23 protein-coding genes are annotated in these 23,916 nt (G+C 66.4%); 7 read left to right on the top strand and 16 right to left on the bottom strand.

Translation table 11 applies throughout. The features are described 5' to 3' along the window. Positions 1-152: 152 nt before the first annotated feature. From ABWL39_RS03495 to ABWL39_RS03450, 10 genes are all read right to left on the bottom strand, one after another. Positions 153-1,481 (bottom strand): NAD(P)/FAD-dependent oxidoreductase, encoded by a 1,329-nt coding sequence (locus ABWL39_RS03495; RefSeq protein WP_367787201.1) that lies wholly within the window; start codon positions 1,479-1,481, stop codon positions 153-155. Between the two features lie 180 nt (positions 1,482-1,661). Beyond that, a complete protein-coding gene (locus ABWL39_RS03490; protein WP_367787199.1) occupies positions 1,662-2,420 on the bottom strand; it encodes an MBL fold metallo-hydrolase in 759 nt (252 codons plus the stop codon). A gap of 1 nt (position 2,421) precedes the next feature. After that, a complete protein-coding gene (locus ABWL39_RS03485; RefSeq protein WP_367787197.1) occupies positions 2,422-3,195 on the bottom strand; it encodes a TatD family hydrolase in 774 nt (257 codons plus the stop codon). A gap of 72 nt (positions 3,196-3,267) precedes the next feature. After that, positions 3,268-3,639, bottom strand: coding sequence for a PilZ domain-containing protein (locus tag ABWL39_RS03480; protein WP_367787195.1), 372 nt, complete (start codon positions 3,637-3,639; stop codon positions 3,268-3,270). A gap of 7 nt (positions 3,640-3,646) precedes the next feature. Further along, the gene (holB, locus tag ABWL39_RS03475) at positions 3,647-4,645 is read right to left on the bottom strand and encodes a DNA polymerase III subunit delta' (protein WP_367787193.1); all 999 of its coding nucleotides are present in this window, start codon (positions 4,643-4,645) and stop codon (positions 3,647-3,649) included. After that, positions 4,645-5,253, bottom strand: coding sequence for a dTMP kinase (gene tmk / locus ABWL39_RS03470; protein ID WP_367787192.1), 609 nt, complete (start codon positions 5,251-5,253; stop codon positions 4,645-4,647). The genes holB and tmk overlap by 1 nt, the downstream gene beginning before the upstream one ends. A gap of 19 nt (positions 5,254-5,272) precedes the next feature. Beyond that, on the bottom strand, positions 5,273-6,277 hold the full coding sequence (gene mltG, locus ABWL39_RS03465) for an endolytic transglycosylase MltG (RefSeq protein WP_367787600.1): 1,005 nt from the start codon (positions 6,275-6,277) through the stop codon (positions 5,273-5,275). A 203-nt stretch (positions 6,278-6,480) separates the two neighbouring features. After that, positions 6,481-7,245 carry a hypothetical protein gene (locus tag ABWL39_RS03460; RefSeq protein WP_367787190.1) on the bottom strand — a complete coding sequence of 255 codons (765 nt, stop codon included), beginning with the start codon at positions 7,243-7,245 and terminating at the stop codon, positions 6,481-6,483. Between the two features lie 67 nt (positions 7,246-7,312). Next, positions 7,313-8,455: an NAD(P)/FAD-dependent oxidoreductase gene (locus ABWL39_RS03455; RefSeq protein WP_367787189.1), complete on the bottom strand. Its 1,143-nt coding sequence runs from the start codon at positions 8,453-8,455 to the stop codon at positions 7,313-7,315. A 256-nt stretch (positions 8,456-8,711) separates the two neighbouring features. Beyond that, a complete protein-coding gene (locus ABWL39_RS03450; RefSeq protein WP_367787187.1) occupies positions 8,712-9,650 on the bottom strand; it encodes a LysR substrate-binding domain-containing protein in 939 nt (312 codons plus the stop codon). A gap of 113 nt (positions 9,651-9,763) precedes the next feature. Between ABWL39_RS03450 and ABWL39_RS03445 the strand changes: the two genes are divergently transcribed. After that, complete coding sequence (locus ABWL39_RS03445; protein WP_367787185.1) at positions 9,764-10,687, top strand: patatin-like phospholipase family protein; 924 nt, start codon at positions 9,764-9,766, stop codon at positions 10,685-10,687. Between the two features lie 154 nt (positions 10,688-10,841). Here ABWL39_RS03445 and ABWL39_RS03440 read toward each other — a convergent pair whose 3' ends face one another. Beyond that, positions 10,842-11,591, bottom strand: coding sequence for a TetR/AcrR family transcriptional regulator (locus tag ABWL39_RS03440; protein ID WP_367787184.1), 750 nt, complete (start codon positions 11,589-11,591; stop codon positions 10,842-10,844). Between ABWL39_RS03440 and ABWL39_RS03435 the strand changes: the two genes are divergently transcribed. Both ABWL39_RS03435 and ABWL39_RS03430 read left to right on the top strand, forming a co-directional pair. Further along, positions 11,566-12,285 (top strand): hypothetical protein, encoded by a 720-nt coding sequence (locus tag ABWL39_RS03435; RefSeq protein ID WP_367787182.1) that lies wholly within the window; start codon positions 11,566-11,568, stop codon positions 12,283-12,285. The genes ABWL39_RS03440 and ABWL39_RS03435 overlap by 26 nt on opposite strands. A gap of 437 nt (positions 12,286-12,722) precedes the next feature. After that, positions 12,723-13,613, top strand: a complete 891-nt coding sequence (locus ABWL39_RS03430) for a PIG-L deacetylase family protein (protein WP_367787180.1) — start codon at positions 12,723-12,725, stop codon at positions 13,611-13,613. Here ABWL39_RS03430 and thpR read toward each other — a convergent pair. Together thpR and ABWL39_RS03420 are read right to left on the bottom strand one after the other, a co-directional pair. Next, on the bottom strand, positions 13,610-14,161 hold the full coding sequence (gene thpR, locus ABWL39_RS03425) for an RNA 2',3'-cyclic phosphodiesterase (protein ID WP_367787178.1): 552 nt from the start codon (positions 14,159-14,161) through the stop codon (positions 13,610-13,612). The two genes, ABWL39_RS03430 and thpR, sit on opposite strands and share 4 nt — an antisense overlap. Further along, the gene (locus ABWL39_RS03420; RefSeq protein ID WP_367787176.1) at positions 14,137-14,955 is read right to left on the bottom strand and encodes an alpha/beta hydrolase; all 819 of its coding nucleotides are present in this window, start codon (positions 14,953-14,955) and stop codon (positions 14,137-14,139) included. The genes thpR and ABWL39_RS03420 overlap by 25 nt, the downstream gene beginning before the upstream one ends. Before the next feature lie 378 nt (positions 14,956-15,333). On the opposite strand from ABWL39_RS03420, the gene ABWL39_RS03415 reads away from it, so the two are divergent. Genes ABWL39_RS03415 through ABWL39_RS03405 form a run of 3 tightly spaced genes read left to right on the top strand, consistent with a single transcriptional unit; the run spans position 15,334 to position 18,306 of the window. Further along, complete coding sequence (locus tag ABWL39_RS03415) at positions 15,334-16,353, top strand: phospholipase (protein WP_367787174.1); 1,020 nt, start codon at positions 15,334-15,336, stop codon at positions 16,351-16,353. A gap of 7 nt (positions 16,354-16,360) precedes the next feature. Then, complete coding sequence (locus ABWL39_RS03410; RefSeq protein WP_367787173.1) at positions 16,361-17,749, top strand: peptidylprolyl isomerase; 1,389 nt, start codon at positions 16,361-16,363, stop codon at positions 17,747-17,749. After that, positions 17,746-18,306 (top strand): hypothetical protein, encoded by a 561-nt coding sequence (locus ABWL39_RS03405; protein ID WP_367787171.1) that lies wholly within the window; start codon positions 17,746-17,748, stop codon positions 18,304-18,306. The genes ABWL39_RS03410 and ABWL39_RS03405 overlap by 4 nt, the downstream gene beginning before the upstream one ends. Positions 18,307-18,400: 94 nt before the next feature. Here the strand turns inward: ABWL39_RS03405 and ABWL39_RS03400 are convergent, their stop codons facing one another. Together ABWL39_RS03400 and ABWL39_RS03395 are read right to left on the bottom strand one after the other, a co-directional pair. Then, the gene (locus ABWL39_RS03400; protein WP_367787169.1) at positions 18,401-19,357 is read right to left on the bottom strand and encodes a lipase secretion chaperone; all 957 of its coding nucleotides are present in this window, start codon (positions 19,355-19,357) and stop codon (positions 18,401-18,403) included. Beyond that, complete coding sequence (locus ABWL39_RS03395; RefSeq protein ID WP_367787167.1) at positions 19,358-20,287, bottom strand: triacylglycerol lipase; 930 nt, start codon at positions 20,285-20,287, stop codon at positions 19,358-19,360. A 393-nt stretch (positions 20,288-20,680) separates the two neighbouring features. Between ABWL39_RS03395 and ABWL39_RS03390 the strand changes: the two genes are divergently transcribed. Continuing rightward, positions 20,681-23,005 carry a Tex family protein gene (locus ABWL39_RS03390; protein ID WP_367787165.1) on the top strand — a complete coding sequence of 775 codons (2,325 nt, stop codon included), beginning with the start codon at positions 20,681-20,683 and terminating at the stop codon, positions 23,003-23,005. 171 nt (positions 23,006-23,176) lie between these two features. Here ABWL39_RS03390 and ABWL39_RS03385 read toward each other — a convergent pair whose 3' ends face one another. Further along, positions 23,177-23,857 carry an alpha/beta hydrolase gene (locus ABWL39_RS03385; RefSeq protein WP_367787164.1) on the bottom strand — a complete coding sequence of 227 codons (681 nt, stop codon included), beginning with the start codon at positions 23,855-23,857 and terminating at the stop codon, positions 23,177-23,179. Positions 23,858-23,916: the final 59 nt, after the last annotated feature.

Genomic DNA, 23,916 nt, shown 5'->3' with positions numbered 1-23,916 from the left:
CTGGCCTGATGGCGCTGCAGGGGGCCGGAGCGCCTGGGGTAGCCGTCCTTACGACAGGCGGCAGCCTGGCCGGTGACGCGCGAGCGTTGCCCTGGCCCGGATGAACAGAAGGCCACCCCTTGGGGTGGCCTTCATGCTGCTGGCGGCGGGTGTCAGTGCAGCTTGATGCGCGGGTCGCGCACGCGGGCGATGGTCTCGACCCAGGTCGACAGCCAGGTGCGGAACCAGCCGTTGATCGCCACCTGGTGCTTCTTGTGCAGCGACCAGTACATCAGCTTGGCGAACAGGCCCTCGACGAACAGGCTGCCGCGGGTGAGCCCGCCCATCAGGGCGCCGACCGTGCTGTATTCGCCGAGCGAGACGAGCGAACCGTAATCCTGGTAGGTGAACTCGGGCAGGGCCTTGCCGGCCAGCAGGTTGGTGATGGTTTTCGCCATCATAGTGGCCTGCTGGTGTGCCGATTGCGCGCGCGGTGGCACGAAAGGCTTGCCTTCCCCCTGCGGGCAGGCGGCGCAGTCGCCCATGGCGAAGATCGTCGGGTCGCGCGTGGTCTGCAGGGTGCGGTGCACCACCAGCTGGTTCATGCGGTTGGTTTCCAGGCCGTCGATCTCCTTGAGGAAATCCGGTGCCTTGATGCCCGCGGCCCACACCACCAGCCCGCTCGGGATGAACTTGCCGCTGGCCATCTGCACGCCTTGCCGGGAGACCTCGACCACCTTCTCGTTGGTATGGATCTCCACGCCGATCTTGCGCAATTCCAGCGCCACGGCCGACGAGATGCGCTCGGGCAATGCCGGCAGCAGGCGCGGCGAGGCATCGACGATGACGATCTTGAGGTCTTTCTCCGGGTGGATATTGGTCAGACCATAGCTCGTCAGGATCTTCGTCGTCATGTGCAGCTCGGCCGATAGCTCGACCCCCGTGGCACCGCCGCCGATGATGGTGACAGTGAAACGGCCTTCGCCCATGGCCTTCTGCGTGGCCTGGGCGCGGATGCAGGCGTTGATCAGCTTCTGGTGGAAGCGCTCGGCGGCGGCCGAGGAGTCCAGCATGATCGAGTTGTCCTGCGCGCCGGGCGTGCCGAAGTCGTTGGTCTGGCTGCCGATGGCCATCACCAGCGTGTCGTAGGGCAGGGTCTGGCCCGGCAGCAGCTCCTCGCCGTTCTCGTCGAGCGTGGGCGCGATCGAGATTTCCTTCCTGGCCCGATCGAGGCCGTCCATGCGGCCGAGGCGGAAGGTGAAGCTGTGCCAGCGCGCGAGTGCGAGATATTCGAGCTCGTCGGCGTGGCTGTCCATGGTACCGGCGGCTACCTGGTGTAATAGCGGCTTCCACAGGTGGGTGCGGGCGGCATCGACCAGGGTGATCTGCGCCTTCTTTTTCTGGCCCAGCTTGTCGCCGAGGCGGACAGCCAGTTCCAGCCCGCCGGCGCCGCCGCCGACGATGACGATGCGGTGTAGAGATGAATCAGCGTTGGTGCTCACAATGTGCTCTCCCAATGTTGCATTGCAGCAATCGTTGGTCATTATATGCGTTGGACTGATGTCGACCAATCGAAAAGGCGACATTAGCTTAGGCTGTTGTGTCGTGGACGAACACGCGGGCTTCCCGGTCGCGCCTGGGCGCGAGCCGGGCCTAGCCCGTCGTGGGCGGTGTGCCGTTCGTCAGAGGGTGACCCGCAGACCGTCGTAGCCCACGCGGATGCTGTCCGGCAGGGCGGCCGACATGGCTGAATATTCCAGCTCATGGGTCATGTGGATCAGGTAGGTAAGGCTTGCGCCAATGCGTTTTGCGTGATCGACCGCCTGATCGAAGCCGAAGTGCGTAGGGTGGGGCACGCGGCGCAGACAGTCGAGGAATAGCACGTCGAGGCCGCGCAGCTGCGGCCAGGTCTCGGAGGGTATCTCGGAGACATCGGTGATGTAGGCGAAATTGCCGATACGGTAACCGTAGATCGGCCATTTGCCATGCAGGACGGTGAGAGGGGTGATCTCGATCCCGTGGAATTCAAATGGGCCTTCGACCGGGCGTGCGTCGAGCACGGGCTTGTCCCAGTAGTTCGAAGGCGGAAAGAAACAGTAGGAGAAGCGATTCTGGATATCGGCCAGCGTGAACGGATTGCCGTAGATCGGAATCGCCGCCCGCTGATGGAAGCAGAAGGCGCGCAGATCGTCGATGCCGTTCAGGTGGTCGGCATGCGGGTGGGTGTAGAGCACCGCGTCGACGCGGCCGATGCCTTCGCGCAGCGCCTGCTGACGCAGGTCGGGGCCGGTGTCGATCAGCAGCGTGCGGCCGTTGACGGTGACCAGCGCCGAGGCGCGCGAACGTCTGTTGCGTGGGTTGTCCGAGGTGCAGGTCCCGCACTGGCAGCCGATGACGGGGGTGCCGGCGCTGGAGCCGCTGCCGAGGATCAGCACTTCCATGTCAGTGTTGCGCCCGCTGGAACAGGCGGTAGAAATTATCCGTCGTCGCCTGGGCGATGCTTTCCACGCTCACGCCGCGCAGGTCGGCGATATGTTCGGCCACATGGCGCACCAGCGCGGGATGATTCATCTTGCCGCGGAACGGCACGGGGGCCAGATAGGGCGCGTCGGTCTCGATCAGCATGCGTTCGAGCGGCACGCGGCGGGCGACGTCCTTCAGCTCGACGGCATTCTTGAAGGTGACGATGCCCGAGAACGAGATGTAGAAATTCTGCTCGATGGCAGCCTCGGCCACGGCCCAGCTCTCGGTGAAGCAATGCATGACGCCGCCGACGTCGGCCGCCTGTTCTTCGCGCATGATGCGCAGCGTATCGTCGGCCGCCGAGCGCGTGTGGATGATCAGCGGCAGCTTGCTCTGGCGCGCCGCGCGGATATGGGTGCGGAAGCGCTCGCGCTGCCATTCGAGATCGCCTTCGAGACGATAGTAGTCGAGCCCGGTTTCGCCGATCGCCACGCAGCGCGGGTGGCGCGCCAGCTCGACCAGCTGCTCGACACTCGGCTCGGCGGTGTCTTCATAATCGGGGTGCACGCCGACCGAGGCATAGACATTGCCGTAGCGCTCGGCCATGGCCAGCACGCTGGGCAGCTCGGGCAGGTTGACCGATACGCATAGCGCGTGCGTCACCTGGTTCTGCGCCATCTGCTGCTGCAGCTGGTCAGCCTGGGCTGCGAGCTCCGGGAAATTGATGTGGCAATGTGAGTCGATAAACTGCATCAGTCGGGCTTTACAGCAAAAGGGCCGTTGTCGGTGGCGACCGGCAACGGCCCGTGTTCTCGATAGGTCGGTTTACAGCGTGTGGGTCGGGCGGTTCGACTGCAGCGCGCTGCCGAGCAATCCCTCGATCTTGTTGCGGGCGGTGATGCCGTTCTCGTTCTGCGTGAACTGCACGCCGATGCCCTGCGTGCGGTTGTTCTGCGCGCCCGCCGGGGTGATCCATACCACCTTGCCGGCCACGGCGAGGCGAGCCGGGTCTTCCATCAGCGTCAGCAGCATGAATACCTCGTCGCCGATCTTGTAGGCGCGCGAGGTCGGGATGAAGATGCCGCCGCCTTGCACAAAGCTCATATAGGCTGCGTGCAGTGCTGCTTTTTCCTTGATGCTGAGCGACAGCACGCCGGAACGCGCTGCTGCCGCCGAGGGTTTCAGGTCTTCTGCCATGGTTGTGTCAAACGCCTGTCATCGCTTCAATGTAGCCGAAAAACAGCTGTTCGAGCGCGAGTTTCGGATTGAGTGGGTGATGCGCGAAACGCCGCGCTTCGACCAGCGTCTTGTCAAATTCGGCCAGGCGGAGCGGATCGATGGTTTTGGCCAGGCGATCCAGGTCCGCTTGCCTGTCCGGATGATAACGGATTATGCCGGACAATTCATAACTGAGCAGGTCATATAACCATTTCTGCAGCCAGTCGACGAGCTTGGTCATGTCGGTTTTCTGCCAGCTTTCCGCGAGCTGCAGCGGATCGAGCCTGGCCGGCTGCGCGAGCGCGCTGATGAACTGCCGCCGCTCGGCCTGCATCGCCTCGTCGGCGAGCGTCAGGGCCGCGAGCGGGGCGTAGCCGGCCTGCGCCAGCGTCAGCGCGGCGTTGTTCACGCCTTGTGCGGTGAGCCAGGCTTCGGCCTCGGTGCGCTCGGGCAGGCTCAGGCCGAATACGCGGCAGCGGCTGCGGATCGTCGGCAGCAGGCGCTGCGGCTGGTGGCTGACGAGGATGAACAGCGCGCCCGGTGGCGGCTCTTCGAGTGTCTTCAGCAGCGCGTTGGCGGCCGCCGCGTTCATGGCCTCGGCCGGGTGCAGCAGCGTGACGCGATGGCCGCCGCGGTGCGAGCTGACGTTGACGAAATCGGTGAGCTCGCGCACCTGCTTGATGCTGATCTGCGTCGGCGCCTTCTTGCTCTTGCCGTCTTCGCCGTCGCTCTCGTCGTCGACCAGGAGCGTCACCTCGCGGAAATCGGGGTGATTGCCCTGCCGGAGCCAGGTGCAGGCCTCGCAATGGCCGCAGGGGCGGTGATCGGGTTGTGGCTGCTCGCAGAGCAGCGAATGGGCCAGCTCGCGCGCGAAATCGACCTTGCCGATGCCGGCCTGGCCGGCCAGCAGCAGCGCGTGCGGCCAGCGTGAGTGCGTGCCGTTGAGGACCTGCCAGTCTTGTTGTTGCCAGGTGTAGAGCGGCATCAGGCGAGGCCTTCCATGATCGTGGCGAGGTCGTGTTGGATCGCGGCGATGTCGCGGCTCGCGTCGATCACGCGGAAGCGCGCCGGGTAGGCCGCAGCACGGGCCAGATAGGCCGAGCGCACACGCGCATGGAAGTCGGCCTGCTCCTGCTCGAAACGGTCGAGCTCGCGCGAGGCGGCCATGCGTGCCTGACTGACGGCGAGCGGCACGTCGAACAGCAGCGTCAGGTCGGGCTGGATGCCGCCGATCCAGTGTTCGAGCTGCTCCAGCTTGTCCTGAGGCAGGCCGCGGCCGCCGCCCTGATAGGCGAAACTCGCGTCGGTGAAGCGGTCCGACACCACCCAACGCCCGGCCGCCAGCGCCGGCTGGATCACCCGTTCGAGGTGCTCGCGCCGCGCGGCGAACATCAGCAGCGCCTCGGTTTCGAGGTGCATCGGTTCTTTCAGCAGCAAGGCGCGCAGCTGCTCGCCGAGCGGGGTGCCGCCCGGCTCACGCGTGACGACAGGGTCGATCCGGCGTGCCTGCAACCAGGCGGTCAGCCACGCCAGATGGGTGCTCTTGCCGGCGCCGTCGATGCCTTCGAGGGTGATGAAACGGGCATTGCTCATGAGATGGGGTCCGCCAGGGCTATTTGCCCCGAATATACTTGTTCACGGCGCGGTTGTGCTCGTCGAGCGTCGCCGAGAAATGGGAGCTGCCGTCGCCACGCGCCACGAAATACAGCGCATCGGTGCGGGCCGGGTTCAGTGCGGCCTGCAGCGCGTGCAGACCGGGCAGCGCGATCGGCGTCGGCGTGAGGCCGGCGCGCGTGTAGGTGTTGTAGGGCGTATCGGTCGTCAGGTCGGCCTTGCGCAGATTGCCGTCGTAATGCTCACCCAAGCCATAGATCACGGCCGGGTCGGTCTGCAGGCGCATGCCCTTTTTCAGGCGATTGACGAATACGCCGGCAATCATCGGCCGGTCGCTCTCGTGGCCGGTTTCCTTTTCCACCAGCGAGGCCATGATCAGCGCCTCGTAGGGGCTTTGATAGGGCAGGTCGGCGGCGCGTTCGGCCCAGGCTTCGTCGAGGTGGCGTTTGAGCACCGCGTGGGCCTGCTTGAGGATGATCAGGTCCGAGCTGCCCAGCGCCGCGAAATAGGTGTCGGGGAAGAACAGGCCTTCGGCATGGGTGGCCTGGATGCCGAGTTTCTGCAGGATCTGCTGTTCGCTCATGCCCTGCGTGTCGTGCTGCAGGTTTTCGTTGCGATCGAGCGCATCGCGCATCTGCTTGAAGGTCCAGCCCTCGATCACGGTGACCACGCTCAGGTGAAAGTCGCCCTTCACCAGCTTGTCGAGCAGCAGCATGGGTGTCAGCGGCTCGGTGAGCTGGTAGCTGCCGGCCTTGATGTCGCTGCCGTGGCCGGTGGCGCGCGCGAGCAGCCAGAAGCTCCAGGGCTCGGGCAGCACGCCCTGGTTGACCAGCTGGCGGCTGACCGCCTTCAGCGTGCTGCCCTGGCGCAGGCTGAAAATCTTCGGGTAGGCGTCGATGGACAGCGGGGTGTTGAGGAAATAGGCCAGCCAGCCGCCGGCCAGAATGGCCGCGGCAAGGACGATGAAGACGAGGGTACGGATCAGGCTGTTGATCAGGCGCATGCTAGGAAAGACGGCATCGGGTGGGGGCGGCGACAGGCCCGACAGGCGGCCGGCGGCGCGAAATCGCAATGTGTCGGAACCGTGGCCGCCCGGCGGCGCATCTTGCGCAACGCCACCACGGGCCGGCGGAAACCGAGCCGTATTCTAGCGAGTTGCCGGAGCGCATGAAACAGATATTGCCGCTGCGGCATGGCCGGGCAGGGTCAGAACCACTTGGCGTAGCGCAATTCGAATTCGCGCTCGAACACCAGGTAGTCGTCCTGGGTCTGCCTGGCGAACGAGAACTGCAGCGCGCTGCGATCGGCGAAGTAGCGGCCCGCGCTGACTGCCATCGAGGTGAACCAGGTATCGTTGGCGCGCCGGTTGTAGCGGGCTTCCGGGTTGAGCTCGATGAAATAGCCGGCGGGTAGCCGGTAGTGCAGCGTGGGCTGGTAGATGCCCATGCGGATCTTGCCGCGGCTGGTGTCGCCGCCGACATCGTATTGCTCGCGCACGATGATGCCGACGAAGGAGCCGCGCTCGCCGATCGGCAGGTCCTGCTCCACGGCGGCGGCCGGGGCCACCACGTAGCGGCCGTAGCCGAGGCTGTCGCGATTGGCCGTCGGCAGGCCGACCTGCACGCCGAAGCCTATGCGTGTGCCTGGCGCGACGCTGGTCAGTAGTGCCAGGTGGGCCAGTGTGTCGCCCGCGCCGGTGTGCCATTGCGACAGGCGGTTGTCGGCAGCGGGCAGGTTGGTGCTGACGCCATTGAGCTCCAGCCGGCTCCAGAGATGCCAGTCGCCGCCGACCGTACGGATGTTCTCGAAACGCAAGACGGCGAAATCCATCGCATACTGGCGCACGATGTCGCGATGCTTGTAACGCATGTCGACGAAGGTCTGGTCGGCCAGCCGTGGGTCGAAACTATCGGCCAAGGCTGGCGGGGCCGAGCAAAGCAGGGCCAGGAAGCAGGATGTAATGATTTTCATTAAAGGTGATTGCGCTGGGGCCAACGCATCCATTATCGGACATGAATACGCGTTTGCCCGCCTGACATTACAGCCAGGACGGCATCTGCGCGGTGAGCGCCTGTTTTTCGCCATTGGCGGCGCCAAGCAGGGCATAGCCGAGCGGCGCGTCTCCCTCGTCGACAAACAGCGCGCGCATGCCGCCGTCGATCGCCGTCTCGCGCCACTCGCCGCGTGCGCCGGCGGGCGGTGGGCAGATGGTGGTCGGGCAGGCCGGTGTCTTGACCACCACCGGCATCGCCGGATAGCACACCTCGGTCGGGTTGCCGGCCAGGGTCTGTGCCAGTGTGCGCGCGGCCTGCATCAACGGCATCACAAAGGGTAGCGTCAGGCCATCCACCTGGGCGCAGTCGCCCAGGGCGTAGATACCGTCTGCGCTGGTGCGCAGCGTGCGGTCGACGATGATGCCGCGCCCGGTGTGCAGGCCTGCCGCCTGCGCCAGGCCGGTGCGCGGGCGCAGGCCGATGGCCGACAGCACCAGATCGGCCTCGAGTAGCTCGCCATTGTCGAGCTGCACACTGTAGCTCTGCCCATGCTTGCTGACGCTGCGGGCAGCCGCGCCGAGATGGAAGCGGATGCCCGCGTCGCTGAGCCGGCCGGCGAGATAGTGCCCGGTCGCTTCGGGCAGCAGGCGCGACAGCGGCCAGCCCGCCGGGTCGACCAACGTGACGTCGATGCCTGCGCTGAGCCAGTCGTTGGCGAACTCGCAGCCGATCAGGCCCGCACCGAGAATGACGACCTTGCGCCGATCCGCCAGCAGCGCGCGGCAGTGGCGGTAGCTGGCGAGGTCGTTGACGGTCAGCACCTCGGCCGCACCGTCGCCATCGAGCCCTGGGTCGGTTTGGTCCGCACCCAGCGCCAGCACCAGCTTGCTGTAGGCGAGATGATGGCCGGCCCAGCGGACTTCGCGGCACTCGCTGTCGATCGCCTCGACTTCGACGCGGGTGAGGACTTGTGCGCCGAGCTCGGCCGCCATCTGCTCGGCTGTTTTCATGGCCAGCTGATCGGCCGTCTTGTTGGCGGCAAAGCCGTTGGAGAGCATCGGCTTGGAATAGAACTCGCCGTGGTCGCGGGTGATCACGGCGAGCGGGGCTTCCTTGTCGAGCTTGCGCAACTCGCGCGCGGTGGTATAGGCAGCGAGCCCGCTGCCGATGATGACGATGGGGGACATGGCGATTCCTGCGCGCTTGAGCGGCGCATGGCAACGATTGAAAAAGGGCAGCCGCGGCTGCCCCGCGATTATACGGTTTTCGCGCCACCGTTTGGCCCGGGCGTGGCCCGCGTGCCGCTTGGGGTGGCCGCCAGCCCTTGGTGGTGGCGCGTATTCGGTTTGAATGGGGGCGGAAGCCGCCACCCCGGCACGCTGCTCGCCGGAAGCTGGCTCGTGCAGGCTATGCCACCCGGCCTCGATGCGCCGGGCAGGGCGATCAGGCCGTTTCGGCCTCCAGCAGCTCGGTGCCGGGCAGGCGACAGACGGCGATGGCTTCCCTGACCGCCGCGATCGCCGTTGGACGCGGGAAGCTCTTGCGCCAGGCCAGCACGATGCGGCGCGTCGGGCTCACGCCGCTGAACGGGCGCACGCTGAGCAGCCGCTCGTCGGCGAACTTGCCCTCGACCGAGGTGGCGGGCACCACGCTGACACCGCTGCCGCTGGCGACCATGTAGCGGATCGTGGCGAGCGAGCTGCCTTCGAGTGTCGAATGCTGCCCTTCGGCGGCGAAGGCTGAGCGGTTGAGCGCCGGGCAGACCTGCAGCACCTGGTCGCGGAAGCAGTTGCCGGTGCACAGCAGCAGCACGTTTTCGTCGGATAGCCGGGACGGATCGACCGAATCGTAAGCCTCCCACGGATGGCCAACCGGCATGGCGACACGGAAGGCCTCGTCGTACACCGGCTCGACCACGATGCCGGGCTCGGCAAACGGCAGCGACATGATCGCGACATCGACCTCGCCCTGCTTGAGCAGCTCGGCCAGGCGCGCGGTGTAGTTTTCCTCGATGATCAGCTGCATCTTGGGGGCCAGCTGGCGCAGCGCCGGAATCAGGTCGGGCAGCAGGTAGGGGCCGATGGTGAAGATCACCCCGATGCGCAACGGGCTCGCCAGCTGATCCTTGCCGTGGGCGGCAATCTGCTTGATCACGGCGGTTTCTTCGAGCACGCGCTGAGCCTGCTCGACGATGTGGGTGCCGATGGGGGTGATCGTGATGTCGCCGCTGTTGCGTTCGAACAGGATCACGCCGAGCTCGTCTTCGAGCTTTTTAATCGCCACCGAGAGGGTGGGCTGGCTCACGAAACAGGCCTCGGCCGCGCGCCCGAAATGGCGCTCCCTGGCGACGGCAACGATATAGCGGAGTTCGGTCAGAGTCATGTCTCGGCCTGGCTAATGCTTATACTTTGAACGATAGTCTATGCCTAACGGAACTGACAAGCTCTGATCGCATCAGAGCTTTGTTAGAATCCGTTCCTTTTTGATCGTCCGCCATGCGTTTACTGATCGCCGCACTGAGCCTCGCTGCCATCCTGGCCGGCTGTTCCACCGCGCCAAGCACCCCTGTCGGGGCCGCCAGCGTGCCCATCCAGGCCACCACGCCAGCCGAGCAGCCGGTGCCGCCTCGCGTGATCCCCAAGCCGAAGATCGCACTGGCGCTCGGCGGCGGCGCGGCCAAGGGCTTCGCCCATATCGGCGTGATCCGCACGCTAGAGGCCAACGGCATCGTGCCCGATATCGTCGTCGGCACCAGCGCCGGCAGCGTCGTCGGCGCCCTGTACGCAGGCGGCCTCAGCGGCAGCGAGATGATGAGCATGATCGGCAAGGTCAACTCCGACAGCATTGCCGACTACACCTTCTTCAACCGCGGTTTCATCAAGGGCGAGGAGCTGCAGAGCTTCGTCAACAAGCTGCTCAAGGGCCGCAGTATCGAGCAGTTGCAGAAGCCGTTTGCCGCCGTGGCCACCGATCTGCGCTCGGGGCAGATGATCGTGTTCCGGCGCGGCAACACCGGCATGGCGGTGCGCGCATCGAGCAGCGTGCCGGGCGTGTTCCAGCCGGTCAGCATCAATGGCCGCGACTATGTCGATGGCGGCCTGACCTCGCCGGTGCCGGTGCGCGCGGCAAAGCAGATGGGGGCCGACATCGTGATCGCCGTCGACATCTCGTCGAAGCCGCAGAACACCACGGTCAACGGCACCGTCGACATCCTGCTGCAGACGGCCAACATCATGGGGCAGACGATCAGCACCGCCGAGCTGGGCGAGGCGGACATCGTGATCCGACCCGCGGTCGGGCGCATCGGCAGCGCCGATTTCGATTCGAAGTACCAGGCCGTCAGCGCCGGCGAGCGCGCCGCACAAACGGCCTTGCCCTATATTCGCCAGAAGCTCGCCAACTGGAAGGGCGGGGCCTGACGCTACCGGCCATGCCTGCGGCCGCTGCCGCCAGCCGGGCCGCCGCATCAACTCGACCTTGCCGGCGGGCCAGCCGATGCGCACCCCGGCGCACAGCGGCAAACCCTGGTGCCCATCGCTCGTACAGGGCGCATACGACTCAGGGTGCAAACGATCAAGGCTTTCTGGCGGGTTGCCGGCCAAATGCCAGGCAGGCCTGGCGAGCCAGGCGGTCAATATCTGCCTCGACGGTGGCTTCACCCGTGATCAGGGTGCGGTAAAACAACGGTGCCGCGGCGAACTCCAGCAGATGTCGGGCGTTTGTCTCTGACGGCAGCTCGCCGCGCTGGATGGCGCGCTCGACGATGATCCCGGCGGCTTCAAAACGCGCGTTCCAGAACGCACTGCGCACCTGCTGCGTGGCTGCCGCGCGCTCGTCGAGGCCGATCAACGCTTTCAGCGCCCCCCTGGCAAACGGCGTGGCCAGCACTGCCGTCAGCTTGCCGAGCAGGGCCGTGAGGTCGCCTTCGAGGCTGCCCGTATCCGGGGTGGGGAGGGCTTCGCCGATCCAGGCCAGGGCCACATCGAGCATCAGCTCCATCTTGCTGGGCCAGCGGCGATAGATGGAGGTCTTGTTGACCTGAGCCCGTTCGGCGATCTCGGGAATCTCCATCCGCTCGTATCCGCACTCGTTCAATAGCGCCAGCGTGGCCGCATGCACCGCAGCCACCACCCGTGCCGAACGCCCGCCCTGATGCCGGCCTTTCTTTGGCGCCTCGGCCTCCGCCATCTCGTTACCGTTCATCGAAACCTCCGTTGGGAATGCTTTTACGCCACAAATAAAAGCAACTATAGTTGCTTTTATCGAAGAATCAAAACTGGCGGAAAGGTAGCTTCTGATGAAGCTCGCAATCAAGACCATCATCAATGGCGCGGAAATTCCGTATACACGGGTGCTCGAATGGGAAAGACGGCGAGCGCTCGTCGTCCTCAGGAAACTGGGTGTCAAGCCCGCCGGCCGGGACCTGGCGGGCATGCGCCAGCAACTGGCCGAACGCAAACAGGCGCTGGGGGCGGCGGGCATGATGAGGATACTGCGGCGGGAGCTGGCCCTGTCCGGCCCCCTTGCCACGTTGACAGCGGCGCTGTCGTGCGGGCGAAGACGGTTCAGCGTCACGGAGCTGGTGATGTCTGGCGGCACGGCGGAGCAGTTCGTCGACTGGTTGAACGAGCGGGCCCGCATCAATGACGAGCGATCGATGCTTGCCGGGACGCCCGACCATTACCTCATCAGGATCGGCGCCAACGGCGTGCAGGACGTGGTGGAAACCAATGGCGGCTCACCGCTGGCTGCACGTTTCTTCATCGATTATCAGGACCTGTCCAGCCTGCGGTCTCCCGTCGATCCCGCTTATCCCCTGCAGGTCGCGGGCGTGGCCCGATCCGGCGGCGGGCGGGCCATCGGCGGGGTGCGCCACCAGTTTCGCAATGAAGGCACGGGGTTTCGCGCCAGGCTGCTGGTCGAGTTTCCGTTGCTGATGCTGCCCCAGGTGGTCACCGGCCATCAGTGGCACCTGGCCAGCGAGTTCAGCAACTGGATCGAGGCGGCGTTTGCCTGATGCGGTCTCGGTTTTCCGGGGCCGAGCGGTGTTGCCATTGAGGTGAGTCGCTGGTGCTGGCAGATCGTACCCGGATCAGGGGATGTGAAAACTGCCGTATCCGTGGACGGCAAGCTGCGGTCGATGGGCGCGATGCGCTTGTAACGAGGCCTCTCGGGCTGGCTCCAATCGAGTGACGATGCCTTCTGGCGTCGGGGGCGCTCAGCGCCGTACACGCCTGGGGGAGCGGTGCCGGGCCGTTGGCGCAGTCATCCTGGCCCATCGGCACGGCTGCCCAAAACCCCGCCTGGGTGCGACAATGTGGCGCGGCCACTGGCGGCGGCCCGCAGTGCGATCGGCCGTGGTGGGCGAAGGGGGATGACACCCACCCACCGTGCTGCGATATGCCATGCAAGCACCATCCCGAACCCTTACCAAGAAAGCCCGGCGTCGAGCCCATGTCTGCCCAAGCGAATCCCTATCTGAAACTGGTCACGCAATTCGCCGGCCTGCTCGGGCAGGCGCAGCCCTTGTTCCCGCAGAGGGTGGCCCCGGCGCCCGCCGTGCCGGCAAGCCCGGATGCGCCGCTATGCCTGATCTGTTCGCCTCACCCGGACGACGAATGCATCGTCGGTGCGCTGCCCCTGCGCCTCAAGCGCGAGGCGGGTTATCGCGTGCTCAATCTGGCGATCACGCTCGGTAGCAAGCTCGAGCGCCGTGCCGGACGGCGGCAAGAGCTGCGCCATGCCTGCGATTATCTCGGCTTCGAGCTGGCGGTGTGCGGCGATGACGGGTTCGGCGGCGTCAGCCTGGCGAGCCGCGACGCCGATGCCAGTGCGTGGCAGGACAAGGTGGCGGCGCTCGCCGCGGTGTTCACCCGCCATGCGCCGGCCCTGCTGGTGTTCCCGCATGCGGCGGACGGCTCGGCCACGCATATCGGCGTGCATTGGCTGGTGCGCGATGCACTGCAGGCCTCGGGCCATGCCTGCTTGACGGCGCAGACCGAGTTCTGGCACCCGCTCGCTGACCCGAACCTGATGCTCGAAACCTCGCTGGCCGACACGGCCGACCTGATCGCGGCGCTGGCCTGTCATGTCGGCGAGGTCCAGCGCAATCCCTACCACCTCAGGCTACCGGCGTGGATGGCCGACAACGTGCGGCGCGGTGCCGAGATGATCGCGGGCAGCGGCAGTACGGCGCCCGACTACGCGTTCGCGACGCTCTACCGCATCGCCCGCTGGGACGGCGCGGCATTCGGGCCGGCCTTGCCGCCGGCCCTGCTTGGCGCCGCCGATGCGCTGAGCGGCTGGCTTGCCACGGCCAGCTCCGGTAAGCCCAGCCCTGCCTAGGGCTGCCCGGGCCAGGCGGCGAGCACGCGGTACGCGGGGCCGCCCCGGCCCAGGGTCGATTGCAGCAGCGCGAAGCCGGCCACCGGCCAGCTCATCTCCACTGCCAATGGCGCTGCCGGCACGCGCAGGGCCTTACGCAGCACGGTGACATGCGGCTTGAAGCGGCGATGCTCGAGCGGGAAGCCCGCCTGGCCGAGCGCCGCGTTGAGCTGATCGACCAATGTCTGCAGCGGCGCCGGGATGTCCGCCGGCGCCAGCCAGCCGATGCCGCTGCGCGACCAGACGCCGGCGCGCGTGAGCGTCAGCGAGAAGGGGGTGAATTCGATGGCGGCGGCCAGCCGGGTCAGCTCCGTCACGCGCTCGGGGGCCGTTTCGCCGAGGAAGGCCAGCGTCAGGTGCAGCAGCGGCGTCGCCACACGCCGGCCGCCGCATTGCCGTTGCATCTGGCTGGCGACGGCGGCCATCGTGTCTTGCTGCGCCGGCGTGGGCCACAGCGCGAAGAACAGGCGTAGCGGTGCCGGGCTCACGCCGGCAATTGCTGCAGCCACGCCAGGATGCGCTCGGCCGGCTTCTGCCAGTCGGGCTCCAGCATCATCACGTGCGCCATGCCGGGGAAGATCTCGGCGCGCGTGCCGAAGCGGCTGGCGGTGGCGTGGATCATGTAGGGTGGGAACAGCCCATCCTTCTCGGCACCGAGCACGAGCATCGGCACCGGGGCCGCCGGGTAGGACGGCCGGAACGGCAGGAAGGACAGATCCAGCACCGCGCGGTGCGATTCGGGCTGGAAGCGCATCAGGTACTTGACCACCTCCTTCTCCGACAGCGCATCGGAAAACAGCGTGCGGCGGATGCCGGCGATCGTTGCCATGCGGCCGTCGCTCGCGTGGATCAGGTTCAACTCGAGAAACGCCTGGGGCTCGCGGAAACCCAGCTGCAGCGCCGAGCCGATCAGCCCCTCGGGGGGCACCGAGGCGAGCAGGACGATGCCCGGCACCGGGTGCTTCTGCAGATACAGCTGGGCGAGCAGCCCGCCCATCGAATGCCCGATCAGCACCGGCGGTGCCGGCAGATCGCGGATCACCTGCTCGATATCGGCCAGGTAGTCGTCGAGGCTCGTCAACGCCAGGTATTCATGGCCCTCGCTGCCGCCGTGGCCACGCAGGCTCAGCGCATGGCACTCGTAGCCGTGGCTGGCGAAATAGGGCAGGTAGTGCTCCTCCCAACACCAGGCGGCGGCATAGGCGCCGTGGATGAACAGCAGCGGTGTGGGCCTGGCCTGGCCCTCGGCCGGGCGGTGCAGCACTTCGAGTTCGAGGCGCGGCTTGTGTTTGAAAGCGAACATGAAGCGGTCTCGTTGAAACATCCCACTCCATTAGAACACGTATTGTCCGGCCATGCCTCGCGTGGGCCGTGGCGCCGACCGGTGCGGGGAGCTGTGCTGCACGGCCCGTGGGGCTTGATGCGTGCAAATTGGGGCATGGTGGGGTGGTTGGGGCGGCGTGGTTTGCACATATACGCCTGAAACAAAAATAGAGCAAAGACTCAAAAATATTCGTATAGTTGTACTATTGCCGTAAAAAACAACAAATAAGATTCGGTTCAAACCGAAGCGCCAGGCCCCTCCCCATCGGCATTGCCGACATGGCTGGCTTTGCATGCAGGCCATGCGGGGGCGGGCCAGGCGGATAACGCTTGATGTCACACACCAAGGAGAGAGGTAATGAAAGCAAGACTGGCTGTTGGCCTGGCCCTGATGTTTGGCTTTCACACCGCTGCCCATGCCTGGGCGCAGGAGACGCACCGCCGTATCGTGCTCGATGCCGTCGAGTACATGAAGAATCACCCCGACACGACGAACTACAACAAGCTGCTGGCTGGCGTGACGCGCGCAGGCTATACCATCGACCAGTTCGCGCAGGCGCTCGGCCAGGGTGCCTATGACGTCGATGATTTTTCCGACACCTATATCTGCGGCGCCGTCACCGGCGACTGCGAGCAGGCGCCGGTATGGGGGCTCGGCTCGGGTATCGTCAAGTACACCTCGTACTGGCACTTCCAGAACCACACGGCGGGCGCCGACGTGCACGGCAACCCGTTCGGCGGCTACAACTATGCCAAGCTCACCCAGGCCGGCGATATCGACAAGCTGGCAGCCTCGTGGCTGTATGGCGACTACCTCGACGACGGCGCCGGCGGCATGAAGGGCTGGTTCGGCGACGGCAGCAAATACAACAGCTATGGCGCTACCGAGGCCCATTACCGCCTGGGCGGCTATTCCAGCGCGTCGATGTATGCCGATTTCGAGAAGATGCCGTTCCAGCCGATCGATAACCTCGGCCAGTACTGGTTCCAGCAGTTCCTGTCGCGGCCGACCGCGCAGAGCCTGGGTTTCGTGCTGCACGCCACCGACCTGCTGCAGCCGCATCACACCTGGACCACCTCGGCCCACAACCACAGCGGCTGGGAGACCTGGGTCAACGACTACTATTACAGCGAGAACCTCAACGACCCGGCGCTGGTCAAGGCCGCCCTGGCCGACTTCATGCCGCTCGCCGCCAACGCAGTGGATATCCGCGGCCTGCTGACGCAAGGCGGCACCTACTCCTACGCCAATGGCGGCATCGTGCTGTCCTCGACCGACACCACCGACCGCCGCAGCGTGGGCAAGAAGACCGTTCCGCACGCCATCGCCATGGTGGTGCATGTGCTGAACCGCGCAGCCGAGCGGCTGGTACAGTAGGGCCAACATGCAGCGACTCGCCAGACTCGGCCTGGTCGCGGCACTCTGTGGGGCGGCCCTGGCCGCCCCCGCAGCGCATGCCAGCACCAGCTATCAACTCAGGCAGGCGGGCCTCGCCGCCCGCACCAACGGCACACCGCTGGCCGCCGGCAGCCTGGCGCTGATGTGGCGCCACTCGCGCCTGCGCGATGCCGACATCAGCCAGGCGGACGTGCTCGCCGCGATGATCTCCAACCGCCTGATGGCCGACTACGCGCGCAGCCACTACGCGCCCGGGCAACTGTTTGACGGAGCCCGCGTCGCGTTCAGCAGCGATACCGAGAACGAGATGCAGACTGTCGCGCTGCTGCGCAGCGTGCACGGCAAGGCGCTCGACCAGGCGGTCAGGGCCTTGCCCGGCGGCAATCTGAACGGCGTCGTCGGCGAGCGTGCGGCGCTCGATGCCGCCTATCTCGATGGCGTGCTCGGCCCGCTGGACAAGCGGCTGCTGCTGGATTTTGCCTTCACCGCCGGCCAGCGCGCCGCCGCGCAGCAGGCTGTGCTGCTGCAATACCAGCTGCCGGGCGGCAGTCGCGGCGCGGTGACGCTGCTCGATGTCTATGCACGGCAGAACGTGCAGGGACGTGTGGAAATCCAGCAGCGCAACGTCGATTTCATCGGCCAGCAGGCCAGGGCCGTGCTGGCCAACCGTTTCGTGCTCGACTGGGCGGAACGCACGCTCGGCGCCCGTGTGCTCGAGGATGTGCGCGCCGCGCTCGACGACCAGGCCCAGGTCAAGGCGCTGCAGGCGCAATACGGCATCGGCGCGGACATGCACGCGCCGCAGCCGCTGCTCAAGGCGCTGGCGGACAAGGTGACGCAGGCCGAAATCCGCACCTATTACGACAGTCACAAGGACGAATTCCGCCGCATCGAAAAGGTGAAGGCGCGCCATGTGCGCGTCGCCAGCGAGGCCGCCGCCCAGCGTGTCTATCAGGAAGCCGCCGGCGGCGCCGATTTCGCCGAGCTGGCGCGGGCCCGGTCGATCGCCGGCGACCGCGCGCAGGGCGGCGATCTCGGCTGGATCGAGCACACCGAGCGCGCCGGCTGGCTGGCCCAGCTGGCCATGCTGCAGCCGCCCGGCGTGGTCGGCCAGCCGGTGCGCAGCCCGGTCGGGCCGAACGAGGCCGCATATTGGGAAATCATGCTGGTCGAGCGCCGCATTGAGGGCTACCAGCCGCCCGGTGACGACAGCGTGCGTTACGCCGCGAGCCAGGCCATTGCCCAACGCAAGGCGGTGGCCGCCTATGGCGCGCTGCGCGAGCAGTTGGCACGCGAGGCCCGCGTCGAGATCAGCCCCGACTATGCGCCGGCCGCGGCACCGGGCCCGGGCCGCACGCGCAGGAGCAGCAAGTGAGGCGCTGGCCCTGGCTGCTGTTGCCGCTGCTGGCTGCCGGGGCCGGGTGGTGGTGGCTGGCGCGCAGCGACGCGCCCGCAGCAGCGGCCGTCGGGCAGGCCCTGCCGGCACCGGGCAGCCCTGCGGCGGCGTCCCTCGCTGGCGCCTGGCCGCCGCCGGGACAGCCAGCGCCGGCCGAGCTGCCGCGCGTGCCCCTACTGCCATTGGCGCGGCAGGAGCCGGCCGCCGCCAGCATGGCTGCCGCCCGCGAGGCCGGCGATGAGCGCGCGCCACCGATCACACATACGCCGGACAGCCTGGAAGCCGCCACCCCGGCCGAGCTGGCCGACCCCGAGGCCTACCGCCAGTATGAACAGCGTCAGCACGCGCGCCTGTTGTCGAACTACGTGAAAGAGGCCGACAAGCTGCTGCCCAAGCTTGAACAGGACATCGAGCGAGGCCGGGCGGCGGGCGTCAGCCCTGCCGACATCGCCAAGGCGGAGGAGAAGGCGAGACGCATCAACGAGATGAAGCGGCAGATTCAGGCCGAGCACCCGGAGCTCGCCCCCAAGCCCTGATCGGGCTATCTCACCAGCCCGCCGTGCCGGGCCGGTGGGGGCTGCTGCAAGCCGCGTCTGGCGGGCCTCGCAGCGCCCCTGGCCAGGCTGCCTGTCAGCCGGCCGGTTGCGGCTCGTAGGCCGGCAGGCGCAGTTGTTCCTGGCTATCGAAGCGTGCGTCGCGCAACCGCGCCAGCGCCGCATCGCGGTCGGCCGGGGCGAGTTGGGTGTTGGCCAGCACACGGCTGCGTTCTGCCAGATAATCGTGGATGCGCGCCTTCCACGCGGCATCTTCGCGATCGAGCGCGGCCAGCCGCTCTGCCGCCTCGCCCCCTACCGCCGCCGTGCGCAGGGCCAGCACATCGGCATCGCTGGCGCCGTGTGCACGCGCCGCATCGACCTGTGCCGCCAGCGTCTGGTGCTGCACCGGCGCTTCGCGCTCGGCCCGCTGCTGCGGGCTCAGGCGGGCGTCGAGCTCGGCCAGCCGGGCCTGCTTCTGCGCCAGGCTCAGCGAGGCATTGCGCTGGATGGCGAGGCGATCGAGCGCCAGGTCGGCCTGCGTGTCGTCGTCGCCGAACAGCGCCTGGATTTCGGTCGGGGTGAAGAAGCGGCTGCGTGTCTGGCGGATGCTGGCGAGCCGCACGCGCATCGCGTCGAGCGTCTGCCCGCCCAGTGCGCGGTCCTGCCGGACATCCGCCAGCGCGCGCTTGAAGGCAAGGTATTGGGCGAGGATATGCTTGGCGCGCGCGGCGTCGGCCGGCTTGAGCTCGCGCGTGAGGTCGCGCTCGATGGCGGCCTGGATGTCGGCCAGGCTGCGCTCGCCGATCGCCGACAGGTAATAGTCGAAGCGGCGCAGCAGCTCGGGTGACAATTTCAATTCGCCGTTTCCGCCTGCCAGCTCGCCATCTGGCCGTGTATCGACAAACGAGCGGGCGAATGCCGCCGGCTCGCTCGCTGCCGCCTGCGGTGCCGTGGTGATGGTGGTTGCCGTGGTTTGATGAAAGCCTGCATAGGCGCCAAAAACGGCAACCGCGCCGAGCGCGGCTGCCGATAACAGGAGCGTCTTGCCCATTTACAGGCCGGCGTTCTTCAGGCGGTTGGCCTGTTGCCGGTACAGCGTGACCGGGCTGGTCTCGAAGATGTCGACGAGGCCGAAGAACTGATTGATCTCGTCCAGGTGGTTCATGCTGTAGTTGTCGCGGATGACGCGGCCCAGGTGGCTCGAGCACGACGCCACGAGGCCATCGTTGGTGGCGCCCTTGAACGCAAGCGAGGTCAGCACGAGGGCCGGGTCGAGCACGTCGAAGAAATTCGTGTACTGGCTGCCGCCGCTCCACGAGTAGTAGTTCACGCCATTGGCCGAATAGGCGCCTTCGCCGCAGGCCGTGGTCGGCACACCTTGCGGATACTTGGCGTTGAAGGCCAGCGAGCCCGCCGTGGTGAGCGAATTGAGCGCCGCGACCGAGTTCTGCGGCGCACCGCCATCGCTCGACAGCAAGCCCATCAGCGAGGCAAAGGCGTTGACGATGCTGGCGACCACGCTTTCCGACAGCGAGCCCGCCGGCAGTGTGCCGCGGATCGCATCGGCCACGGCCGAGCCCTTGTTGACGCCGCCTACGCTGGTGGCCGAGGCGACCAGATCGGGGCGCACCGACGCGACGTAGCGGATGGTCGGCCCGCCGTGGCTGTGGCCGATCAGGTTGACTTTCTTGGCGCCGGTGATGGCAAGAATCTGCTTCACCTCGGCCAGCAACTGCTCGCCGCGCACCTCCGAGCTGTTGGCGGCCGACACCTGTGCGACGTAGACGCGGGCCCCGTCGCTGGTGAGCGCCGAAGGGATGCCATACCAGTAATCGATGCCGAGTAGGTTATCCCAACCGAACAGGCCATGGACCAGCACGATCGGGTATCGGGTTTGCGTATAACCGGTGGCGGCGGCGGGCTGAGCAAGCGTCAGCGCGCCGGCCAGCCCGATGGCTGCCAGCGACAACATGCGTTTCATGGTGATTCTCCTCTATCTTGTTGAACGGCCGTCATGAGCGCGACCGTGATCTCACACTAGGAGACGATTGGCAGCTTGTAAAGAGTAAAAGCTCTAGATTGTTTACAGGCTAGGCCGCTGATCTGTATAAATATTTTGTATTTCGCATGTATTGATTTTAGGTGTCCGGCAATTCAACAAGCAGTTGCTTGATTTAAACGCCGTGCCGCTGGCCGCGCATGTGAAAAATCGCATGCCGGCAGGGCCGAAGAATTTTTGCCGCGATGGCTGCCGCGGCTCGCCATCGGCCCGCCCGCTGGCCGTGCTGCCGCGCCGACTCGCGTCGCTTGATTTTTGCCGACAGCTTGCGCAAAGTGTCGCGCTTTCCCGTTCCGCTCTTACCGAATTCAGCCCATGCTCAAGAGTATTCCCCAACGCCTCGCCGACGAGCTCGCCGCGCGCGAGGCGCAAGTCGCTGCCGCCATTGCCCTGCTCGACGAGGGCGCCACAGTCCCCTTCATCGCCCGCTACCGCAAGGAAGTGACCGGCGGCCTCGACGACACCCAGCTGCGCACGCTGGAAGAGCGCCTGCGCTACATGCGCGAGCTCGAAGACCGCCGCGTGGCGGTGCTGAAGTCGATCGACGAGCAGGGCAAGCTCACGCCCGAGCTGCAGGCCGAGATCATGCTGGCCGACAACAAGACGCGCCTCGAAGACCTCTACCTGCCGTACAAGCAAAAGCGCCGCACCAAGGCGCAGATCGCCCGCGAGGCTGGCCTCGCGCCGCTCGCAGAAGGCTTGCTGGCCGACCCGACGCTCGATCCGGAAGCCACGGCTGCAGCGTATATCGACGCCGACAAGGGCGTCGCCGACACCAAGGCCGCGCTCGACGGCGCGCGCCAGATCCTGATGGAACAGTTCGCCGAAGACGCCGAGCTGCTCGGCCGCCTGCGCGACCACCTGTGGCAGCACGGCGTGGTCTGGTCCGCCGTGGTCGAGGGCAAGAACGAAGAGGGCGCCAAGTTCGCCGACTATTTCGAGTACAACGAGCAGATCCGGGCGATCCCTTCCCATCGGGCTTTGGCGCTGTTCCGTGGCCGCAACGAGGGTATCCTCGCCGTCACGCTGCGGCTCGCTGACGAAGACCCGAACGCACCGCGCTCGACCACGCCGAACGCCTGCGAAACGATGGTTGCCAGCCGTTTCAATGTGAAGGACGTGGGCCGTGCCGCCGACCGCTGGCTGGCCGACACCGTGCGCATGGCCTGGCGCGTGAAGATCTTCCTGCACCTTGAGCTGGAGCTGATGAACCAGGTGCGCGAAGCCGCCGAGACCGAGGCCATCAAGGTGTTCGCGATGAACCTGAAAGACCTGTTGCTGGCCGCGCCGGCCGGCCCGAAGGCGACGATCGGCCTCGACCCGGGGCTGCGCACCGGCGTCAAGGTCGCCGTGGTCGACAAGACCGGCAAGCTGGTCGACACCGCCACGATCTACCCGCACGTGCCGCGCAACGACTGGGACCAGTCAATCGCCGTGATCGCCGCGCTGGCAGCGAAGCACAAGGCCGAGCTGATCAGCATCGGCAACGGCACCGCCAGCCGCGAGACGGACAAGCTGGTGCTGGATCTGTTCAAGCGCCACCCGGAGCTGAAGCTGCAAAAGCTGGTGGTGTCGGAAGCCGGCGCCTCGGTCTATTCGGCCTCTGAACTCGCCGCGCGCGAATTCCCCGAGCTCGACGTCAGCCTGCGCGGCGCCGTCTCGATCGCCCGCCGCCTGCAAGACCCGCTGGCCGAGCTGGTGAAGATCGAGCCCAAGGCCATCGGCGTCGGCCAGTACCAGCACGACGTCAACCAGACCGACATGGCGCGCACGCTCGGTGCCGTGGTCGAAGACTGTGTGAACGCCGTCGGCGTCGACGTCAATATGGCCTCGGTGCCGCTGCTGACGCGGGTTTCCGGCCTCACCACCAGCCTGGCTTCCAGCATCGTTGCCTACCGCGACGCCAACGGCGCGTTCAAGACTCGCGACGACCTGAAGAAAGTCCCGCGCCTGGGCGACAAGACCTTCGAACAGGCTGCCGGCTTCCTGCGCATCATGCACGGCGACAACCCGCTCGACCGCTCCAGCGTTCACCCGGAAGCCTACCCGGTGGTCGAGCGCATCATCGCCAAGTGCGGCCGCCAGATCGACAGCGTGATCGGCGACAGCGGCTTCCTGAAGAAGCTCAACCCGGCCGAATTCACCGACGAGAAATTCGGCCTGCCGACGGTCAGGGACATCCTCGCCGAACTCGACAAACCCGGCCGCGACCCGCGCCCAGAGTTCAAGACCGCCGAGTTCAAGGAAGGTGTCGAGGACATCAATGACCTCAAGCTGGACATGATTCTCGAAGGCGTGGTCACCAACGTCACAAATTTTGGCGCCTTCGTCGACATCGGCGTGCATCAGGACGGCCTCGTGCACATCTCCGCGCTGTCCGACAAGTTCGTCAAGGACCCGCGCGAAGTGGTCAAGGCCGGCGACGTGGTCAAGGTGAAGGTGCTGGAGGTCGACGCCAAGCGCAAACGCATCGCGCTGACCATGCGCCTCGCCGACAAGGCGCGCGAACACGGCAGCGGCGACATCGGCCGTGCGTCGGCGTCAAACCGGGAGCGTCAGGCAGTCAGCCGCGTCAATCGCGATGCGGCGCCGCAAGGCAACTCGGCCATGGCCGCGGCCTTCGCCAAGCTCAAGCGCTGACGCGGCATCCGGCGCGGCTGCGGGCCGCGCCGGTGCTTGAGTTCCAGCCTGCCTTGCTGTTTGTTCTCTCGCGAATCGGCGTAATGGGCTTGCCCTGGTCTGACCTGGCTTGACCTGACCGTCGGCCGACCCTGTGGCCATCAATATCCGCCGGATGCGCTACTCGCGGGCTCACGGCTGCTCCCGCTGTCTGAGCCAGTCGAGCACCGCGCGCACGACCTCGTCCTCATGCCCCTTGTAGTCATGCCTGGCACCCGCGATGGGCACCTGGACGTAGCGTTCGGAAACGAGCCATCGGCGGTTTGCCGCGAATTGGGCGTCCTTGTCGTTTTCGGCGTAGACGTCGATGACCGGCAGCTTGATGCGTGGCAGGTTCATATTGCTGTTCAGCGGTGGCGGCCCGCCGCCCATCAGCCCGACGCCGATATAGCCGACGACATCGGGTGCGGGGTTGTTGGCCAGAAAGGCCGTCGTCATGCGGCCGCCCATGCTGTAGCCCATCAGGTAGATGCGCTCGACGCCCTTTTCCTGCTTGAGAAAGTCGATGCCGGCCTGGATGCGGGCATAGGCATCGGGGAAGGTGTCGATGTACTTGAGCGAGAGTTCGAGCGAGATGCGGCCCGGCAGCGTGGGCATCTGCAGGGACAGGGTATGGAAGCCAAGCGCCTTGTTGATGGCCTTGCGCAGCGGACTGACGACCTGGGAGTCCGCGCTCATGCCCTGGCCGTGGGCCAGGATGACGGCAACTTTCGAGCCCTTGCCGTCGAGATACTTGCCATCCGGCATCTGCACGGCGGCACAGGGGCTGGCGAGCGCCAATAGGACAAGGATGACGGACAGCACGTGGCACATGCGGGGCCTTCAACGGTGGGGTTGGCGTGGTGGGGCGGCTTGGCCGGTCATCTAGGTTC

Source organism: Chitinivorax sp. PXF-14, assembly GCF_040812015.1.
GTDB lineage: Bacteria > Pseudomonadota > Gammaproteobacteria > Burkholderiales > SCOH01 > JBFNXJ01.
This window is presented reverse-complemented; position numbering and strand designations above follow the sequence as displayed.

Excerpts from the sequence above, each read along its gene's own strand:
- ABWL39_RS03390 (WP_367787165.1), top strand. The coding sequence starts at position 20,681 with ATGCTCAAGAGTATTCCCCAACGCCTCGCCGACGAGCTCGCCGCGCGC.
- ABWL39_RS03455 (WP_367787189.1), bottom strand. The coding sequence starts at position 8,455 with ATGTCCCCCATCGTCATCATCGGCAGCGGGCTCGCTGCCTATACCACC.
- ABWL39_RS03430 (WP_367787180.1), top strand. The coding sequence starts at position 12,723 with ATGTCTGCCCAAGCGAATCCCTATCTGAAACTGGTCACGCAATTCGCC.
- tmk (WP_367787192.1), bottom strand. The coding sequence starts at position 5,253 with ATGAGCAATGCCCGTTTCATCACCCTCGAAGGCATCGACGGCGCCGGC.
- ABWL39_RS03385 (WP_367787164.1), bottom strand. The coding sequence starts at position 23,857 with ATGTGCCACGTGCTGTCCGTCATCCTTGTCCTATTGGCGCTCGCCAGC.
- holB (WP_367787193.1), bottom strand. The coding sequence starts at position 4,645 with ATGCCGCTCTACACCTGGCAACAACAAGACTGGCAGGTCCTCAACGGC.
- ABWL39_RS03485 (WP_367787197.1), bottom strand. The coding sequence starts at position 3,195 with ATGCAGTTTATCGACTCACATTGCCACATCAATTTCCCGGAGCTCGCA.
- ABWL39_RS03490 (WP_367787199.1), bottom strand. The coding sequence starts at position 2,420 with ATGGAAGTGCTGATCCTCGGCAGCGGCTCCAGCGCCGGCACCCCCGTC.
- ABWL39_RS03410 (WP_367787173.1), top strand. The coding sequence starts at position 16,361 with ATGCAGCGACTCGCCAGACTCGGCCTGGTCGCGGCACTCTGTGGGGCG.
- ABWL39_RS03415 (WP_367787174.1), top strand. The coding sequence starts at position 15,334 with ATGAAAGCAAGACTGGCTGTTGGCCTGGCCCTGATGTTTGGCTTTCAC.
- ABWL39_RS03400 (WP_367787169.1), bottom strand. The coding sequence starts at position 19,357 with ATGGGCAAGACGCTCCTGTTATCGGCAGCCGCGCTCGGCGCGGTTGCC.
- mltG (WP_367787600.1), bottom strand. The coding sequence starts at position 6,277 with ATGCGCCTGATCAACAGCCTGATCCGTACCCTCGTCTTCATCGTCCTT.
- ABWL39_RS03440 (WP_367787184.1), bottom strand. The coding sequence starts at position 11,591 with ATGATGGTCTTGATTGCGAGCTTCATCAGAAGCTACCTTTCCGCCAGT.
- ABWL39_RS03395 (WP_367787167.1), bottom strand. The coding sequence starts at position 20,287 with ATGAAACGCATGTTGTCGCTGGCAGCCATCGGGCTGGCCGGCGCGCTG.
- ABWL39_RS03435 (WP_367787182.1), top strand. The coding sequence starts at position 11,566 with ATGAAGCTCGCAATCAAGACCATCATCAATGGCGCGGAAATTCCGTAT.
- ABWL39_RS03450 (WP_367787187.1), bottom strand. The coding sequence starts at position 9,650 with ATGACTCTGACCGAACTCCGCTATATCGTTGCCGTCGCCAGGGAGCGC.
- ABWL39_RS03445 (WP_367787185.1), top strand. The coding sequence starts at position 9,764 with ATGCGTTTACTGATCGCCGCACTGAGCCTCGCTGCCATCCTGGCCGGC.
- ABWL39_RS03460 (WP_367787190.1), bottom strand. The coding sequence starts at position 7,245 with ATGAAAATCATTACATCCTGCTTCCTGGCCCTGCTTTGCTCGGCCCCG.
- ABWL39_RS03420 (WP_367787176.1), bottom strand. The coding sequence starts at position 14,955 with ATGTTCGCTTTCAAACACAAGCCGCGCCTCGAACTCGAAGTGCTGCAC.
- ABWL39_RS03480 (WP_367787195.1), bottom strand. The coding sequence starts at position 3,639 with ATGGCAGAAGACCTGAAACCCTCGGCGGCAGCAGCGCGTTCCGGCGTG.